This window comes from Vibrio sonorensis, from assembly GCF_001854765.1.
GTDB classification, from domain to species: Bacteria; Pseudomonadota; Gammaproteobacteria; order Enterobacterales; family Vibrionaceae; genus Vibrio; species Vibrio sonorensis.
Genome location: NZ_LJJE01000081.1, coordinates 1 through 19,101 on the forward strand (window position 1 = coordinate 1; position 19,101 = coordinate 19,101).

The 19,101-nt window shown below is 41.5% G+C and carries 11 protein-coding genes and 4 pseudogenes; 10 read left to right on the forward strand and 5 right to left on the reverse strand.

From position 1 onward, the window contains the following. From BLO31_RS24080 to BLO31_RS14360, 6 genes and pseudogenes are all read left to right on the forward strand, one after another. A pseudogene (locus BLO31_RS24080) lies at positions 1–694 on the forward strand (hypothetical protein); the annotation flags it as partial. A gap of 274 nt (positions 695–968) precedes the next feature. Continuing rightward, positions 969–2,179, forward strand: a pseudogene (locus BLO31_RS14340) (TniQ family protein). Positions 2,180–2,181: 2 nt separating this feature from the next. After that, positions 2,182–4,269, forward strand: a complete 2,088-nt coding sequence (locus BLO31_RS14345; RefSeq protein ID WP_070967964.1) for a type I-F CRISPR-associated protein Csy2 — start codon at positions 2,182–2,184, stop codon at positions 4,267–4,269. A gap of 6 nt (positions 4,270–4,275) precedes the next feature. Next, positions 4,276–5,306: pseudogene (gene csy3 / locus BLO31_RS14350) on the forward strand (type I-F CRISPR-associated protein Csy3). A 9-nt stretch (positions 5,307–5,315) separates the two neighbouring features. Next, a complete protein-coding gene (cas6f, locus tag BLO31_RS14355) occupies positions 5,316–5,921 on the forward strand; it encodes a type I-F CRISPR-associated endoribonuclease Cas6/Csy4 (protein ID WP_070967967.1) in 606 nt (201 codons plus the stop codon). A gap of 487 nt (positions 5,922–6,408) precedes the next feature. Then, a complete protein-coding gene (locus tag BLO31_RS14360; RefSeq protein ID WP_070967971.1) occupies positions 6,409–6,660 on the forward strand; it encodes a hypothetical protein in 252 nt (83 codons plus the stop codon). An 865-nt stretch (positions 6,661–7,525) separates the two neighbouring features. On the opposite strand, the gene BLO31_RS14365 is transcribed toward BLO31_RS14360, so the two are convergent. Together BLO31_RS14365 and BLO31_RS14370 are read right to left on the reverse strand one after the other, a co-directional pair. Then, positions 7,526–7,960, reverse strand: a complete 435-nt coding sequence (locus tag BLO31_RS14365) for a MarR family winged helix-turn-helix transcriptional regulator (RefSeq protein WP_070967975.1) — start codon at positions 7,958–7,960, stop codon at positions 7,526–7,528. Further along, complete coding sequence (locus BLO31_RS14370; protein ID WP_070967980.1) at positions 7,957–8,577, reverse strand: DJ-1/PfpI family protein; 621 nt, start codon at positions 8,575–8,577, stop codon at positions 7,957–7,959. Before BLO31_RS14370 ends, BLO31_RS14365 begins: the two co-directional genes overlap by 4 nt. A gap of 235 nt (positions 8,578–8,812) precedes the next feature. Between BLO31_RS14370 and BLO31_RS14375 the strand changes: the two genes are divergently transcribed. Beyond that, the gene (locus tag BLO31_RS14375; RefSeq protein ID WP_070967984.1) at positions 8,813–9,409 is read left to right on the forward strand and encodes a tyrosine-type recombinase/integrase; all 597 of its coding nucleotides are present in this window, start codon (positions 8,813–8,815) and stop codon (positions 9,407–9,409) included. A gap of 152 nt (positions 9,410–9,561) precedes the next feature. On the opposite strand, the pseudogene BLO31_RS14380 reads toward BLO31_RS14375, so the two are convergent. Then, a pseudogene (locus BLO31_RS14380) lies at positions 9,562–10,639 on the reverse strand (HD domain-containing phosphohydrolase). A gap of 293 nt (positions 10,640–10,932) precedes the next feature. Between BLO31_RS14380 and BLO31_RS14385 the strand changes: the two are divergent. The 3 genes from BLO31_RS14385 (at position 10,933) to BLO31_RS14400 (ending at position 17,920) form a co-directional block, all read left to right on the forward strand. Then, positions 10,933–12,669: a methyl-accepting chemotaxis protein gene (locus tag BLO31_RS14385; protein WP_070967991.1), complete on the forward strand. Its 1,737-nt coding sequence runs from the start codon at positions 10,933–10,935 to the stop codon at positions 12,667–12,669. 249 nt (positions 12,670–12,918) lie between these two features. Further along, entirely contained in the window at positions 12,919–13,515 is a 597-nt protein-coding gene (locus tag BLO31_RS14390; RefSeq protein ID WP_070967995.1) for a tyrosine-type recombinase/integrase, read from the forward strand. A gap of 895 nt (positions 13,516–14,410) precedes the next feature. Next, entirely contained in the window at positions 14,411–17,920 is a 3,510-nt protein-coding gene (locus BLO31_RS14400; RefSeq protein ID WP_070968003.1) for an SIR2 family NAD-dependent protein deacylase, read from the forward strand. 616 nt (positions 17,921–18,536) lie between these two features. Here BLO31_RS14400 and BLO31_RS23865 read toward each other — a convergent pair. After that, a complete protein-coding gene (locus BLO31_RS23865; protein WP_171971157.1) occupies positions 18,537–18,692 on the reverse strand; it encodes a hypothetical protein in 156 nt (51 codons plus the stop codon). Positions 18,693–18,895: 203 nt separating this feature from the next. Next, on the reverse strand, positions 18,896–19,101 hold a 206-nt coding region (locus BLO31_RS14405), incomplete at its 5' end, for a cold-shock protein (RefSeq protein ID WP_281182275.1).

A 19,101-nucleotide genomic window follows, 5' to 3' on the forward strand; every position in this document is an offset into this window, starting at 1 on the left:
TATTAGGGATGATCTAGCAAATGCTCTGAAGACGCACTACACGAGCGAGCCTGAATGTTTTTCATTTATCCCATTACTACGTAGTTCTTCTAGGCGTGTATGCCCTATGTGCGGCTCTTTGGGGACAGGAACGCTCGATCATTTATTGCCTCAGGCTAGCTATCCAGAATTTGCGGTTTTTTCGAAAAACCTAGTACCAGCATGTGATTGTAATATTAAGCGCCAAGATGTTATTTCAGGGTTTTGCAATCAATTCAATACACGTGTAAGGGTTCTACATCCGTATTTTGACGATTGTTTATCAGAGCGACAGATATATTTCTCAATAGAGCCAGCCCCAGAGTACCCGTTAGCGAAATTTAGACTGGTATATATCAATACGAACTGCAACGAATTCCCCTCAATCAAGTTTCATGTGGAAAGTGTTGTCCTTCCTTCGGGCATTGTGGCTGAAATGTTGGATATGTGGTCTAGCCTTTGCGAATATCCTTCTGACAAAATCCACACGCTTCCATCAGATGCAACCATAACTATTGAATGCTTGAACGAAGCTTTGGGAGATGTATTAGGCAGACACGATCGACAAAAAACAACACCGAACAATTGGGAATCTATTTTTGTCTATTCGATAATTAGTAGTGAAAGTGCAAAAGAATGGATAGTTGAGAAACACAACTCTCTGATGAAGGAGTGATCTGAGCCTCTACAACATCTCAAACAAAGCCTGATCGCTATAACTCAAACCACTTTTTCAGCCGAAAGATTGCAAAATTGGCAAGATTTACAATAGGTCCTTAAAGGTAGCATTGACACTGAAGCAATTGAACCAGAGTAATTAGAGATCTCTGAAGAGTTTTCCAACTGGGAATACAGTCTTCGTGATTTGATGTTAGTTAACGGTTTTTTTGATAGTAACTTGAAAATACAATACACTAAAACTTAGAAATTCTAAGTTTTAGCGGTGGCATGTGAAAACGGACATTCAACTTTACCTTGACGAATCGCTCGAAAGCTTCTTGCTGCGCTTATCGCAAGAACAAGGTTACGAGCGATTTTCTCACTTTGCCGAAGATATTTGGTTCGACACCATGGATCAGCATGAGGCGATTGCTGGTGCTTTCCCCTTAGAGCTCAACCGAGTCAATATTTTCCACGCTCAAACCACAAGCCAAATGCGGGTGCGAGTCCTTATCCACCTTGAGAACCAATTAAAGCTCAACAATTTTGGTGTACTGCGCCTAGCCTTATCACATTCAAAAGCTCAATTCTCTTCTCAATACAAAGCGGTATATAGATTCGGTTCTGACTACCCTTATACTTTTCTTCGCAAAATCTTCACGCCTATTTGCCCTTTGTGTATTGACGAAGCACCCTACATTCGCCAGCAGTGGCAACTTATCTCTCACCAAGCTTGTGAACACCATGGCTGTAAACTGGTTCATCACTGTCCTGAGTGTAAGTCGAGACTTGAATATCAAAGTACCGAGAGTATTAGTCAGTGTGAATGTGGTTTTGAGCTCCGAAACTCGCCAGTAGAGGATGCGCCAGAAGCTGAGCTCTTGATCGCTCAATGGTTGTCAGGAAATGATTCAAAACCCTTGGGATTACTAACGGGGGAAATGACGTTATCCGAGCGCTATGGCTTTTTACTTTGGTATGTAAATCGCTATGGCGATATCGATGACCTCAGTTTTGAGTCATTTATTGAATATTGTGGCGCTTGGCCAACGACACTGTGGCAAGACCTCGATGCTTGAAAGAGAAGGCAGAACTTGTGCGAGTAAAAGATTGGAAGAAGGTGTTTTTCAACGAAGCTTTTGGCGCTCTGCTTAAAGATTGTCGTCAGTTACCGAGTCGGCAGTTGAGTCACAATATCGTACTGACACAGGTGTTAGCTTACTTTACTCAGCTTATAGCAACAGTACCTTCAAGCGCGAAAGGAAATATCGGTGATGTACTGCTCAGCCCCTTAGAATCTTCTACATTGCTTTCTTGTACAACAGATGAGGTGTATCGGTTGTATGAGTTTGGTGAGATCAAAGCCGCCTTCAGGCCGCGAATGCATACAAAGATAGCGAGTCACGAATCAGCGTTTACTCTGAGAAGTGTCATCGAAACAAAGCTGACTCGAATGAGCTCTGAAAGTGATGGTTTAAGCGTATATCTACCTGAGTGGTAATTATGACGAAATTAAGTGACTTATTGGCAATTGAAGACGAAGCAATAATGCAGGTTACGCTAAAGAAGATGTTCATGCCCTATACGGAAGATGTCTGTGTTGAAGGGTATGAAAAAGAGGCGCTAACGATCTTGCTTAATCTCAGTTCAAGCCATCAATCAGATAGATGCTCGGATTGGTTGGATATTGCCCGTGCTAAAAGGCATTTAAAAGCGGCTGAGAACTTAGAAGTGTCCCTTGATGAAATCAAGTGGTTCCACACTCATAATCTCAAGTTTCCAGACTGCCGAGTTAAAGCTCAGCGGATAGTCGCGCAGCCTCTTACGACAACCGAGGTATTCATTTCAAGCGGAGTATTAGAGCAACGCCTGGGGTGGGCACATAACTCTGCGGTGTATCGTCATACATTGTGGTTATTGAATCCTTTTAGTTGGCAATCACAGTCCGTATGTATTCTTTCACTTATACAGCAAGAAAACTCTGTTTGGGTTCAGTTGCTCAAGGAATTTGGTTTAGGTGCTAAGTCATTTGCTCGCTTAAAACATACAATTGAAGAACAGCTCCCTGATAATCATTTTCCTGATAGTGTCAGTTCTTACAGTAAGCAGCTACGGTTTCCATGGGAGGGTGATTATGTTTCGGTGACCCCAGTGGTTAGTCACACCATTCAGAGCGAGTTAGAAGTGAGATCGAGAAGTCGGGAGAGTAAGCTTCGCTTTGTGTCTTCGTCACTGCCAAACTCTGCAAGTATCGGGAACCTGTGTGGCAGTTTAGGTGGGCATATGAAAGCCCTTAACTACCCGCTAGACGTTAAACCTGCGCAGGGTGGGACGTTATCTGAAAGCCGTAAAAAGAGTGGTCACTACTTTGATGACTATCAGGTAACTAACGCCAAAATTTGTCAGGTGTTAAATCATCTAATTGGTTCAGAACCATCAAAAACGCAGAAGCAGAGGAAGAGTGCTCGCAAGGTTAGAAGTAAGATATTGCGAAAGCAGATAGCCTTGTGGATGCTCCCATTAATTGAGTTAAGAGATAACGTTGATGGTGATCCTGATCAACAACAATTGGAACATGATGACACTTTAGCCCAGGCCTTTTTGGCGCTACCAGAATCGGACCTAGGTTCCTTAGCTAGTGAGTTTAACCGTAGCTTGCATCTCACGTTTCAGAATAATAAGTATGCTGCCAAGTTTGCCTATCACCCTATGCTTATGCAGGTTGTTAAAGCCCAAATTGTATGGGTCCTCGAACAACTCAGCAAACCAATTAGTAATGAAGATAAGGTAACGGGCGAACAGTATATCTATTTGTCATCAATGAGGGTGCAAGATGCGGTCGCAATGAGTAGCCCATATCTGTGTGGTGCTCCTTCTTTGACGGCTATTTGGGGCTTTATGCACCGCTATCAAAGAGAGTTTAATAAGTTAGTAAATTGTGATTCCTCGTTTGAGTTTTCGAGTTTCTCTTTCTATGTTCGAAGCGAGAAGATTCAACCGACAGCCAAGCTTACCGAACCTAACTCAGTCGCCAAAGCTAGAACGGTTTCGAACGCTAAACGACCAACCATTCGTAGTGAACGATTGGCGGACCTAGAAATAGACTTAGTTATCAGAGTTCGTAGTGATAGCCGCATTTCAGATTTTAAGACCGCGCTTAAAACGGCACTTCCCGTTGCTTTCGCCGGAGGGGCATTATACCAACCACAGTTATCGGCACAGGTTGAGTGGCTGAAGACGTTTACCAGCAGGAGCGAGCTTTTCCATGTCATAAAAGGGTTACCAGCATACGGGCGATGGCTATACCCAAGTGAGAGCCAGCCGAGTAGCTTTGATGAACTAGAGCGTTTAGTGACTAAAGATGCCGATAATTTGCCAGCTTCTATTGGCTACCATTTGTTAGAACGTCCTACTAAACGGTTCAACTCTATAACCGATTGTCACGCCTATGTAGAGAATGCGATAGGGTTAGCTAAAAAAGTGAATCCGATAGAAGTACGTTTTAGTGGAAGAGATCACTTTTTAAACCATGCCTTTTGGTCGATAGAATGCAGTAGCGAAACTATTCTTATAAAAAACTATAGGGATTAATCGTTTATGGAACTTTGCACTCAGCTGAACTACGTACGTTCACTCTCTGCAGGCAAAGCATATTTCTACTATCTATCTAAAAGTGGTGAAATGTGTCCCCTTGAAGTTGATAGAACTAGGTTGCGCGCACCAAAAGGTGGTTATGCAGAAGCATATAAAGGGGGCAAGTTCGTAGAAAAGAATATTGCTCCACAAGATTTAGCTTACTCCAATCCTCAGTTCATCGAAGAGTGTTATGTCAAACCTGGTGTTGATGATATCTACTGTGCATTCCCCCTTCGAATACGAGCTAACTCTCTAACTCCAGATACCTGTAGTGATAATGAAGTGCGCTCTAAACTTTCGTTATTTGCTAAAACATATGAAGAGCTTAGTGGTTATCAGGAACTTGCTCTTCGATACGCGAAGAACATTCTGCTTGGTACTTGGCTTTGGAGAAACAGAGAGTGTCGGAAATTGTCAATAGAAGTGACCACCAGTGATTTACAAACCTTGATTGTCGAGAATGCAACAAGGCTTTCTTGGTATGGTCATTGGGATGAAGCTTCAGCGGAATGCTTAGAAAAACTTACAGCTTATTTGACGCGAGCCTTGTCTGACCCAACCGAATATTTCTACATGGATGTCAAAGCTAAAATTGGAGTTGGTTGGGGAGATGAGGTTTACCCAAGCCAAGAGTTTTTAGATAGCCGAGAAGATGGTGTTCCTACTAAGCAGTTAGCTACCGTAGAATTATTGGACGGAAAAGAAACCGTTGCGTTTCATGGTCAAAAAGTTGGTGCAGCGTTGCAATCGATTGACGATTGGTGGCATGAAGAAGCAGATAAGCAATTAAGAGTGAATGAATATGGAGCTGACCGAGAGTACGTTATAGCAAGGCGGCATGTGTCCCATGGAAATGATTTTTACCAATTGGTCAGAAATACAGAGAGTTGGATTGAGACAATGACAGATTCTCAGACCATCCAAATGATGTGCACTTCATCATGTCTGTCTTGATCAAGGGCGGCCTCTTCAATTGTTCCAAAGCGAAGTAAGGAATAGCTATGACGAAGCGTTACTACTTCTTAATACGCTACATGCCTGAACAAGCCGACTATGAGCTATTGGCAGGACGGTGTATATCCCAAATGCATTTGTTTATGGTCAATAACCAACAAGCGATGAATAGGGTAGGCGTGACTTTTCCCGACTGGAGTGACGTGACGGTCGGTCAAACAATAGCCTTTGTCGCAGAAGATAAAAAAATGATGATTGGACTCTCTTTTCAGCCCTATTTTTCTTTGATGGTAAATGAAGGTTTATTTGAGATCTCCAGTGTATGTGAGGTGCCAGGCAATGCTTTAGAGGTGAGGTTTACACGTAACCAAACGATTGGGAAAAGCTTTCTGGGTTCCAAGAAACGTCGAATCAAACGTAGCATGGCGAGAGCCGAACTACTTGATGCTGGAACATCATTACCAGTCACTAATGAAGAGCGTATCATCGATAGCTTTCATCGAATACCAATCTCAAGCAGTTCATCAGGGCAAGGTTATTTTTTATTTGCACAAAAGGAGCTTGTTTGTGAGCGCTTAGCATCAAACTTTAATAGCTATGGCTTAGCTACCAATCAAAAAAGAAAAGGGACGGTACCTGAGTTACGTTTTTGACCCTTTTTCTAAAGCTCTTTTTTAGAGGAGTAAAAACAGGGACTTATAGAACTAAGAACAAAAAGGGTATTTTGGTGAATTGTGACTTTAAGCACGCAGAATTAGAAGGTTAGAGGCTATATTCTTTAGTGTCCTGCCGCATAGGCAGCTAAGGAAAATTTGAACGCGACTTAACTCAATGGTTCTTAGTGTCCTGCCGCATAGGCAGCTAAGAAAAGGTCAAGAAGAAAGCAACCAACCTGCTGAACAAGTAGTTAATAATCGAAACCATCAAGTTTAGGCTTGATGGTTTTTGCTTTTTTAGTTTTCTGGTGGGGGGGAGGTTCAAAAATATCCAATACAAATTACAAGTCAATCATGCTGGGTCTTGCCCCAGTTTGCGTTATGAACTCGTTTTGCCCCATTGCGTGTTGCAAGCCAAACCTTACGCTTTAGCTAATAACCCAGTATGCTATAAATTATCTAATTTTGAATGGTAAGGGGAGCTATGAGAAAACAACGGTTATCTGAAGAAGAACTGGTCGAGGGGATGACACCCTATACTGCACATGCTGATGAGCTGGCTGCGGCAAAATTAGATGAATTGGGACTTAAATCCTCTGAAAGTGATTACAAAGCCGCACTGAAGCGGATTGAATCTCTGTTTGAAATAGCCGAACCAGGCACTCCGGAAGGTGACGAACTTGAAAGTTTAGCTGCATTGGTCGAAGAGTATGAGGAAAAACACTTTCCCATCTAATAACCGCAACGCACTTTTGTCCCAAAATTTGTGACGACCCACATATCAACCAGGGAGACTCGAAGTGAAGTACTTTAGCTTTTCTAACGCTCAGATACGACAAGAACCACTAAAAGTGGCTCTATTACGCACTACCTGAGGTCAATACTCTATGAGCGGAAGAGAACAGGTCTATTGAAAATGTGGAGGTCTTTGGTTATCGCGGCGCGGCCTGCGTTTTATCGATGTGGTCTAAAATAGGAAAAAGTTGTCAAGTGAGAACAACGGTATCTTGTATTTGAACTAATGTGTGTTGTGCATCCCCTCTGATGCCAACGGAACACTTTAATATCAAACTATAAAACCTTTCATGCATCCCATTGCACTGACTCTATTGTTGATCTGCTCGCGTAAATAAAAACTCATAATGACACGCATAATTAGTCATATAGATTTAACCCTCATAGGTTTACGGCATACACAAATGAATGGGGGAAACTTGAAGCGAAATTTCCTGACATTTAGATACGACAAGAGCCACCAATGGTGGCTCAATTGAAGAAAGGCGGAGGTCTTTGGATATCTCGGCGCGGCCTGAGACTTTCGTAAAAAAGTAGACATCAATGTATTACTCAATAGTAATCCCGCGATCATTGACCATTCAATTATCAAGCGAATAAAAAAAGAAAGCAAACTTAATTTATTTCTGTCCAACGATGTTTCGACTCGTGCTCTGCAGGACAAAAGTCACTTGGCATTGATGTCTCTAGGGAAACAAACTCGAATTTGCCCCATTCCGCGTTAGAGTGATTATTCGTTGGTGAATCGTGCCACTGAAATCAGATTACATTTTCTCATGATTGGCGCTCTGTATCACTCATATAGATTAAAGGCTTTTCATTGCGGTTGATAGCTCAGTTATGGCTTTAACCATTTCAGCTACTTTTTCTTCCCCAACCGTATCAATTAGTTGCTCAGCATATGCTTTATGAAATGGTCTTATTTTTGACAGAGCATTATGACCTTTTGGCGTTAACTGAAGTAGCATAGCCTTTTGATGAGATGGATTTGCTAATGTTTCTAACATACCTTCATCGATAAGCTGTTTGCTGGTTCTCTGAACGCTTTGACGTGTGATCCCCATTTGACGTGCGACTTCAGCTTGTGTAAGAGGATCATTAACAAGAGCCCCCAACACTTGCCAGCGAGTTGCGGTGAGATCTGCCCGAGAAGCAATATTCTCGGCTATTGATAAAAACTGACCATTTAAAGAAAAAATAGTTAGGGCTAAAGTACTGAGGTCATGTCTTGGGTCACTCATTGAAGGGAATTCTCCATTAACTCGTAAAAACCAGTTATGTCCCGCTGTTCGAATAATTTCAACCAAGAATCTAGCGTAGTTTCAGAATAGATCTCCAACTTCCTGAATATCTCTGCCGCAAAAGCAATAGGTTCAATACCCCCTGCGGTGATCAAATAGTCTGTCGATACAACGGGTTCTTGGATATAGTTCTGGCTACCTGCATATCCTGTCATTTCCAGAAATTCTTTTGCATTACTAGTATGCGGAACATTATCTAATATACCTTTTCTCGCTAAAGCAGCGGTTGCACCACAGATAGCTGCAACACAAATACCATTGTCGATAAAACGCTTGGCTGCATCGATAAAATCATCGATGCCGCCTGTAGCAGCATTATCTGAACCACAAAGAATAAGCATTTTACCATCTGAGGGATTTAGCTTATCGAGAGATAAATCTGGCACGACAGTTAATCCACCTTTAGTTCTAATCGATTCTTTATTTCGCCCAACCGTCTTTATTTCAAACCTGTCAGGGAAAGCTTGAAACTCTTGAGAGTTGATATGAGCCAAGACATACCCATACTCCCAATCAGAGATTCCATCATATACAGCTAGATAAATAGATTCCTTCATAAATTACACCTCAAAAAATGACAGCAGGCTTACATTGTGTCAGCGCGCTGTCATAATTGCAAGGAAAGAAATTCAATGGGAGTTGCATACAATCTCACAAACTTTACATTAATTAAGTTGATATCTCAGAGTTCAGCCTTTCAGTTTCTGTCCACCGACATTTAAGAGCTTCCTAAACCCTACTAAATTTGACGGCCAAACTTCATGTTGACCAAAACACTGAGAGGAGGTCATCATGAGAAAGTTATCTTCTGGAAAATGCAGTGGCATTAAAAGGCCATTTAAGCTTGAAGAGATCTGGCGGATCAGAACTAGGCTGGAGATTGAAAATGATCTGATGCAGCTCGCATTACTGAACCTAGCTATAGATAGCAAATTAAGAGCGAGTGACTTACTAAAGCTACACGTTTACGATGTTTCTTCGCAAGGGGTTATCTATGAAAGGGTTCAGTGCATCCAGCAAAAAACTGGCACCGATGTCCACTATGAGATTACTCCGAGAACACAGCAAAGTATTAGCCGATGGATTTTTGCAGCATCCCTAGAGGCAAGCAGCTTTCTATTCCCGAGTAGCCGACGCTTTGGGCAACCTATCAGCTACTCATTCTATCGTTCAATTATCAGGAACTGGGCTGTAAAACTGGGACTGAATGCTGACTATTACGGCACTCATTCCATGCGCCGCACCAAAGCCACGTTAATATATGCCAGAACGAAAAACATCAGGGCCGTACAGATTTTACTTGGACATTCGAAGCTAGATAACACAATTCGATACCTTGGCGTTGAACTAGAAGACGCTCTGAGGTTGTCTGAGAAAACAGACTGCTGACAGGTGTTGAAACAGGCTTTTCTTCTGAAAAGCCTGTGCCCCGTTCCGTGTTAGAGTGACTATTCGTTGGCGAATCGTGCCACGGAAATCAGATTACATTTTCTCATGGTTAGCGCTCTGTATCATTCATATAGCTTAAAGGACGTTACTGGCTAATTGTCGGAAAACTCACTAGCAATCTTGATGAAAAGATCTTCTTGAGCTAGAAACGCTTCGATCACTTGTGGATCAAAGTGTTCTACCCCTCCAATATAATACTTTTTGCCTGTTCATGAGTCATTGGGTCTTTGTAAACCCTTTTACAGATAAGCGCATCATACACGTCCGCCGCTGCCATTAAACGAGTACTGAGCGGAATATCATCGCCTGCTTAACCATTTGGGTAGCCAGAACCGTCCCATTTTTCATGACGCACGTATACAATCTCTTTCGCGGCGCTAATCAGATCGTTATGCGCCCCAGAGAGTTGTTCCGCTCGCTCAAGTGCCTGTAATCCCAAGGTAGTGTGGGATTTCATGATCTCAAACTAATCTTTCCAGATTTAAGTAAGATCGAATCGATGATGCCTACTTTACCAATATCGTGCAGTAGGGTAGCTTTGAAGTAAGTATCGATCTTTTTCGAGGTGAGTAACTCTTGGTACTTTTCATTTTCTGCCAAGTGTTCAGCAAGCAGCTTCACACAATGTTGAGTCCCTAATGTGTGATTGCCGGTTTCAGGATCGCGCGTTTCCGCGAGGCTAGCAAGTGCAAACACTACCGCGTTCTGCATTCGGTCGAGTTCACTCGAACGTTTGAGTACTTTCGTTTCTAGATAGCCGTTTTGAACGCGCAAAAAATCTTTGGATTGTTTGTTCTGCAAATGGGTCCTGACCCGAGAGCGAAGAACCGGGATACTGATAGGTTTGTGGATGTAGTCTGCCGCGCCTAACTCGAATCCCAGCTTTTCGTCCTCATGCGAATCTTTACCTGTTAAGAAGACCACTGGGATATGGTGTGTTTTGTGGTTGCTGTAACAAAGCGAATTACGTCATAGCCAGACATTTTGGGCATCACCACGTCTAGCAGGATCAGATCAACATCGAACTGCTCAAGAACATGCAGTGCCTTTGGCAAGATTTAGCAGCTTTAATTTGGTAGCGACCTGCTAACCTTGTGCCATAAACGCTAAGTTGTCTAAGCAGTCATTCACCAACAAGACGGTGCAATCATCTAAATTCTCAATCGGCATCGCTTAATCTCTTATAAAGTTTTTCGGCATCTTGTTAAGTACTTACTAAACTATAGTTAAGTTGAAAATTATGATGTGACAGCATCGGACATTATCGATCAGGCTAAACATAGTGATTTGTGGAATGACGCAGAGAAACAAAAACTTATCGAACTCATAGAAAATTTTGAGTTTGAGCAAGCAAAACAATTACTAGATAAGCTACCACAGCCAGAGTGAAGTAGGCGCACCGAGTGGATCCAAGATAAATAGACAACGTTAGGCGGTTTTCTTTAAGGATAGGGGAAATCAATATGAATATTAACAACACTATGAAATTGGTGTTTGTTGTAATAGGCCTCGGTATCATCATTAGTGTGGTTACGGTGTTACAGCTCAATGGTCTACTGCAGCAAGTGGACACAATGGCTACGGTGCGGTATCAATCGTATCAAGCGGCGGATGAGCTCAGACAGAGTTCGGATGACTTAACACGTTTGGGTAGGACCTACGTACTGACAGGTGATGAGACCTACGAAAAAATGTACATGGACATCCTCGCGATTAGAAATGGGGATAAGCCAAGACCACAAAACTATCACACCATCTACTGGGATTTGGTTCTAAATTACGGTGAAAAGCCCAAGCCAGATGGAAAGCGAGTCTCGCTTCAAGCCATGATGGAAGACCTCGGCTTCACTGATAAAGAGTTTAGGTTGCTAAAAGAAGCGCAAGGCAACTCTGATGCTTTGGTTAACATGGAAGTCAAAGCAATGAATGCGGTTAAAGGGCTCTATCCAGACGCGAGTGGTAACTACACCAAGCGGGGCGAACCCGATTTAGCGATGGCAGCGCAATTGCTCCATAGTAAGCAATACCATCAAGAGAAAGCTAAAATCATGGCGCCGATTGATGAGTTTTTTACCGCTCTAGAAGCGCGGACCTCTTCTCAGTTCAACAGCGCTGCTCAAGATGTGAGAACAACGGTGTTGATCGGTAACATCTCTTTAGTTGCTGTGTTTGTTATTGCTATTGTGGGATACGCCATTGTCAATCGCAAAGTAGTAAAACCGATTGATGAAATGGCGAAAGTCCTTAAGCAAGTTGGTGTGGATTCAGATCTTACCTTACGGGTCGCCGATGGAAGCCAAAATGAACTCGGCGTGATTGGTACGACCATCAATAAAGTGCTCGTTAGTTACGCCACGACCATCACTAAAATAAACCAAGTGAACTCGACGATTTCTCAGATTTCTGAAGCGATTCAAGGCATTACTCAGCGCAATATCACTATGGCGAATCAGCAGAACCAAGAGATGGAGATGGCTGCCACAGCAATGGAAGAGATGACAGCAGCGCTTTCGAATGTTGCACAAAGTACCAATATGGCGGAAGAGTATGCTGGCAGCGCAGAAAAAGAAGCCTCCACCAGTAAGCAAGTGTTTAATAAAACCACCTCAGAGTTTGGACAGCTTGAGGGCGAGTTCCTCAACACCACAGAGATCATTCAACAATTGGCTGAAGAATCGAACAATGTTGGTAATGTGTTGGATGTGATTAAAGCCATTGCCGAACAAACGAATTTGTTGGCGCTGAATGCGGCGATAGAGGCAGCCCGTGCGGGTGAACAAGGCCGAGGATTCGCCGTGGTTGCTGATGAAGTTCGTTCTTTAGCGCAACGAACCCAAGATTCAACGGGTGAGATTGAAGGCATTATTCAAACGCTGCAAGAAAAAGCGAAGCAGTCGACGGTGACGATTCAAAGCAGCTCGGAAAAAATGCAGTCAACGCGAGAAAATATGGGCGTCGCGAATGATGCTCTTGGCACCATCCAGGGCTCTGCAATTGAAATTCATAAACTGAATACGTCAATCGCCGCAGCGACTGAAGAACAATTAACGGTCAGTGATGAAATCTCAGGCAACCTATCTAATATCAAGAACTTGTCATCGGATATGAATGAGGCCATCAACCAACTGGAACCCATTGTTCTCGATCTAAAACGCAATGTCGACGATCTAAATGGTGTGATTCACCATATTCGTACTTAGCCTTTATTGGCTGGTTCGGTTTGCTGTGGGGTGTAAGGCTCCCACAGTAAACTGCCAATGGTTTTGTAGTAGCTAAGTGGATTTGGCCATAACATTAAAAGTTTTACTATATCTAAAGTAATTCGTTAAATGCTAATTTAACAATACACATAGCACGGAACTGTCCACTGACGTTTCAGAGCTTACTAAACCCTACTATATGGTACTGCCAAACTTCATGTTGACCAAAAACACTAAGAGGAGGTCATCATGAGAAAGTTATCTTCTGGAAAATGCAGTGGCATCAAAAGGCCATTTAAACTTGAAGAGATCTGGCGGATCAGAACTAGGCTGGAGATTGAAAATGATCTGATGCAGCTGGCACTGCTGAACCTAGCTATAGATAGCAAGTTAAGAGCGAGTGATTTACTAAAGCTACACGTTTACGATGTTTCTTCGCAAGGAGTTATCTATGAAAGGGTTCAATGCATCCAGCAAAAAGCTGGCATCGATGTCCACTATGAGATTACTCCGAGAACACAGCAAAGTATTAGCCGATGGATTTTTTCAGCATCCCTAGAGGCAAGCAGTTTTCTATTCCCGAGTAGCCGACGTTTTGGGCAACCTATCAGCTACTCATTCTACCGTTCAATTATCAGGAGCTGGGCTGCAAAACTAGGACTGAATGCTGACTATTACGGCACTCATTCCATGCGCCGCACCAAAGCCACGTTAATATATGCCAGAACGAAAAACATCAGGGCCGTACAGATTTTACTTGGACATTCGAAGCTGGATAACACAATTCGATACCTTGGCGTTGAGCTAGAAGACGCTCTGAGGTTGTCTGAAAAAACAGACTGCTGACAGGAGCTGAAACAGGCTTTTCTTCTGAAAAGCCTGTGCCCCAAAACGTGTTTAGGCAGCAGTAACCCTTCATAATAATAATTTGGTCAACAGGCTGTTAACTAGATTCAGAGTCGCTTACTTCGAGGGGCAATTTTCTTGATTGTTAGATAGGGTTACGGGCACAAAAAAGCGCCTCAAAATAAAAGCGCTTCATGTATAAAAAGTCTGCACTGACTACTTCAAATTATCAGAATACCGCGTTAATGTCGATTGTGATAAGTAAAGAAGGTTAGCTTCAAGCCAACTAATTTGTGCCCCAAGATGTGTTGAGAGCGCAAGACACTATCATGAGATTTATTTGTGAAACAAGCTGTTTCCCAATTGTCCAACAGGTTGTTGGACAAATTCTAGTAACCAATTATGCAAGAGGGTCTTGCACAATTGCGAAACAGGTTGTTTCGTAAATCACCTCTGCTCCAAGCCGGTTCTGATCTCGTCGCTTCGGCAATAGAACTAACTAATGTGCAAAATATGCACATTGCTTATCAATCAACTATCGAGGATTCCTCGGTAGTTGAACTGTTGCAATTTTTGCAATAGTTGCCCGAGCAACGAGAAAGCTCAGTGATTGCAGATTCTGCAACAACTCATATCTGCCCCTAAATGATTTATCCGTAATAACCTTCTTACATTAACTTACCTCAACATTGCATAACTTCAGCTAATGCGTGGAAGTACTTAGATCTCTAGAATAGGTGATATTTTATTATGGTAGCCTAACGTATTACTAATCATAGGGGTATGAATGCTTGTTTGGCTCATCCTGCACTAAGCCGTAATTTTTCGGGATTGATTTACTGGATAGTTTGAAGGAGTATAGTCTTATTCCTAACCCAATGAATTGATGCGAAATATGTCAGAACAATCCGCTCTAGACCTTGTGCGAAATATACCAGATTTTCCTACATTGCAAAGATTTGCTTCTGTACTTTGGAAACAAGATAGCTCTTACCATGGAGCATCAATAATGGTTGGAGCAGGTTTTAGCCGTTGTTCATCTACGACGGCAGATGCAAGTAGGAAGTTGCCATTATGGTTTGATCTTTCGAGAACGTTACAACAAGAGCTTGGAACGCAAGGGAATACAGACCCACTTCGTATAGCAGAAGAATATACTGCTTATTTCGGTAGGCAGGCTCTAAATGACCTGATAAAAAAAGAGATTAATGATGCCTCTTGGGAACCTGGAAAACTGTATAGCTCGATGCTTCGTCTTCCTTGGACTGAAGTTCTAACTACAAACTGGGATACTTTGCTAGAGAGGGCCTCTGAGAAAGTACATGAAACATTTTACAGTGTTGTTCATAAACAAGAAGATTTGTCTCACGCTTGCTCGCCAAGAATAGTAAAGTTACACGGCACGTTGAATATCACCAATGATCTTACTTTCACGCAAGAAGACTACCGCACTTTCCCTGTAAGGCATGCTGCATTCGTTAACTTTGCACGCCAGGTATTCATTGAAAATGAACTTTGCTTACTTGGTTTCTCTGGGGATGACCCTAACTTTCTACAGTGGACTGGTTGGGTAAGAGATCATTTATCCACAAGCGCAAGGCGTATCTATTTAGTTGGGGCTTTAGGCTTAAATGCGGCTAAGAGAAAGTACCTAGAGTCGATGAACATAGCACCAATTGACTTGGCAATGTTAGTGTCAGAATATGATGATCCTGATCTAAAGCATCAAAAAGCCACAGAACTGTTTCTTAGCGTACTACATGAATTCAAACCAAAACCAAGTTGGGATTGGAAGCCACAAACTTCATATAGTGACGAATCTTTTGAAACGCGGCTAGAGGCATTAAAAAAAGATCGTGAAGACTACCCTGGATGGTTTATATGTCCCTCTCACCATAGATTTCTAATGCACTCTAGTGTAGATCATAAATTGATCAGCAAAAAAGTTATTGATAGTCTCCCGATAGACCAACGAGCAGCACTACTTTACGAAGTTGCATGGCGATACAACGTATCCTTCTACTTAGCTCAAGACTGGTTAGCTGACGAAATGCTAACTATCGCAACACTCGAACAATCCAATAACCTATCAAAAAGGCAACAATTGGAAGTTGCTGTTTACGTTTTAAAAGTAAGCCGCTGGTATGGTGAAGAAGGAGATGCCCTTAAAAAAAATGCAAAAACGTTCATACAAGAGAACATAAAGTTCTGGCCAGAATGTGAAGATTCCTTGATTTTTCATGAAGCAACTGAAGCTAAGTTAAATCTAAATTATTTAGAGCTTGACCAGTTGTTGCCAAAGATTAAAGCAGTCTCTCCTGATGGAAAAATTAAGAAAGCATCTTTGTGTGGCTCACTCGGGCTATTTGAAGAGGGTAAAAGGTTATTATCTGACGCCAAACGGTATCTATTTGATAAATATAAGAAAGATAAGCAGTCCGTGTACCTTCTGTCTAGGCTTAGTGTAGTTGATAGTTTATTAGGGGCAATGGATTACCAACTGAGTACTTCAAATGTCTTTAGTGAAGTATCTCGAATGAGAAAATGCGATTTATGGCAGCATATTGAAAGCACAAGAAACATCGTACAGAAGAGGATTGAGACTCAAGAAAGCCATACAGGTATTGAGGTACTGTTTGAACCAGGCACTTACAAAGATAACTCAGCAAAAAAAAGCTTCAGCAATGAAGTTCACCCTTTAGTAGTTTTTAATGAAATCACTAGTGAAATTGGTATTCCAGTTCGATGGGATCATGTAAATATTATGGTAGATGTTGCAGCCAACTTACTTCAATTAAAAGAGATAAGTTTTCATCATCGTCTCTATCTTACCGTTCTTACCGCGAATAGCGAAACAGATAGTATTCTTGAAAAGACCTTCTCAAGAATACAGTTGGCTAAGGTTTCAAATTCCGACTGTGAAAAACTCATTGAATGGTGCATCGAAGCAATTTCGTTTTGGATTGATAAACACTCAAGCAAATCTGAAGTCAATGCTTCAACAGCGTTAACAAAAATTAGAGTTTTAGTAGAGATCCTAGCAAGGTTATCTGTCAGAGCATCTCCATCTAAGGCAATGCACATATTCCGATTATCAATGTCTTGGGGGCAAGAGAGTAAGTTTAGACATATTTGGTTAAGGAAATCATTAAACCACTTGATTAATTACTCTTTGAAAAGTATTCCTAGCTCCGCTCAGGGAGAACTTCTTTTAGACGCTCTAAAATTTCCTTTATCATCAGAGTTAGAACGTTCTGGCCATAGTGGCTCAGGCTCATTTGTGTGGCCAAACCCCGTGGTTAAAGGCGAGCTAACTAGAATTGATAGTTCTGAATTAGACCACAGGATAGATCAAATAATTGATCAGGTGCAGTCAAATTTGGATACATCCCGTTTTGCAATAGAAAGATTACTGCCTCTTTTACAGTGCAACTATCTAAAAGAGAGTGAGAAAGAGAAGATAAGGGATCAGATTTGGGGGCATAATAATTCAGCCATCAAAAGCTTACCAAACACTGGGCTGCTTAATTGGGTTACACTAAAATTGCCTTCTCACGATCCAGATATGCTGAGAACTAAATTTAAAGAGTATGTCTTTGATACAGATGCTACTGACTTTTTTGATGTGATTCGTTTGTTGGACATGATCAACTGTCGGCATGTATCTGTATCGCCTTCACACGAAGAAGCATTAAAATGCTTTAATGTTCTTACAGATTGGTCTTCCCAAGCAGGAGAATCTGATGAGTTAGATCTCTTCGAAACTAACAACGATGACTCTATTGGAAAATATATCTCAGAAGCGTTGAGTCGCTGTATTATTCCTGCGTTAAGGAAGAATGACTTAAATGAGTCCAATTATCATAAAGTATTAGATTTCATTAGAACCACTCAGCATAACCAAGCTCTTCTATCCTTGCCTTACTTTGTACAAAACAGTTCTGGCCTAGAAGATAACTTGGAGAAACTCCTTAGGAAATGCCTTCATAGTTCAAACACTGAAAGCGTCTCAAATGCGGCTTTCACCATTTTTGAGTGGCGAAAGCTATATAAATGCGAATCAAATGAAAATCTAATCGCGACACTAATTACAATGGTTACATTAAGCAGGGAGTCTAGCGCGATAAGTGTTCTATGGAGTATTAACGAGCTATTGCAGAATAAATACTTGCTAAATCATCAAGTTAATCTACTGAAAGAAGTTATACCAACACTATTTGACAATAGTAATTATAATGTTGAGAGACGAACTCTAAACGAATTGGCAAACGTATCATTGTTACGAGCAGAGGTGGTGAAACTGGCCAAAACTCTAAACGATGTTTCAAGTCATAGTGAACTAGAAAGGGTTGTTAGTGAAGCTCTGGTTGATCCCTTACCTGAAGTCAGATTTGCGGCATTTTAGTAGAGCGAAGTCAGTTACAACTTGACTCATTTGCGTCCAGTGAATAGTCACCGACTTGATAGACATGCTTCAGTTAGACTCGTTTACTTGGTTTTACCCAATCCAACTTATCCGAAGTGCACGGTTTTGGGCACCGATTCTAACTCGTTTCTGTCCAAAGGTGTGCTGACGGGGCATGTAACACGAAATTGCCCCAAAGTCGTATAGGTACCCATACTTAATGTTGGCCACTACGTATGAAGTTCTGTTTATAAAATACTGTACCACTCATAGAAAAACGCAACGGTACAGCACTTTTAGAGTTCAGAGAAGGTGATTTGTTGCAGACTCCCACTCCCCCAAAACACACCAGTTGTCCATAGCCATGCTAGAGAGTTCTCGCTAAAGCATCTATGCCCCTAAGTTTGTTAGAGGCTTAGCTATAGGCCTCTATGCTCATATTTCTCTGATGACAATAACGCTAATCTCTAGTTAAACAATTTGTCTAAAGCATAAAACGAGAAAGGGTTGCCAGATGGCAACCCTTTACAAACAGGATAATCATTTTAATTAGTTTTTTTAGTGTTTGATTCGAACTTTTTCAACTTAAACCAGATCTTCTTTCGACCATTATTTCTCAAAGTATTTCCTCCAAAACAACACCACTTTCACCATTGGCAATTCTTTGGAGAAGGCTATTAACTTGTGTTTTTTTATTGATTGAAGTTTCTGTATTTTGAATAGCATTGTTTTTATTAATTCTATTCTCATTGTTAACTATTTGATTAGACATATTATGCCCCTTAGAAATTTAAAATTAAGGTGCACTGAACATAGGTATTATTTTTAGGATAGAGAATTAAGGGAGATTACAGAGAGAAACTTGCTAGGGATGACGCTGGAAAACTTTCTTTATATTTTATCTTGAAACAACTCTTTGTCAGAGCAACCACCTTGCCACATACATGACAAGGTCGTTAAAATTCAACTGTAAGACTAAATAGTCGTTACATTTTCAGCTTGAAGACCTTTTGGCCCTTTACCTACAGTAAAAGAAACCTTATCACCTTCAACAAGCTTCTTAAAACCATCGCCTAAAATACTTCGGAAATGAACAAATAAATCATCGCCATTTTGTTGAGAAATAAAACCGAAACCTTTGGTTTCGTTAAACCACTTTACGGTACCAATTACTTGATTAT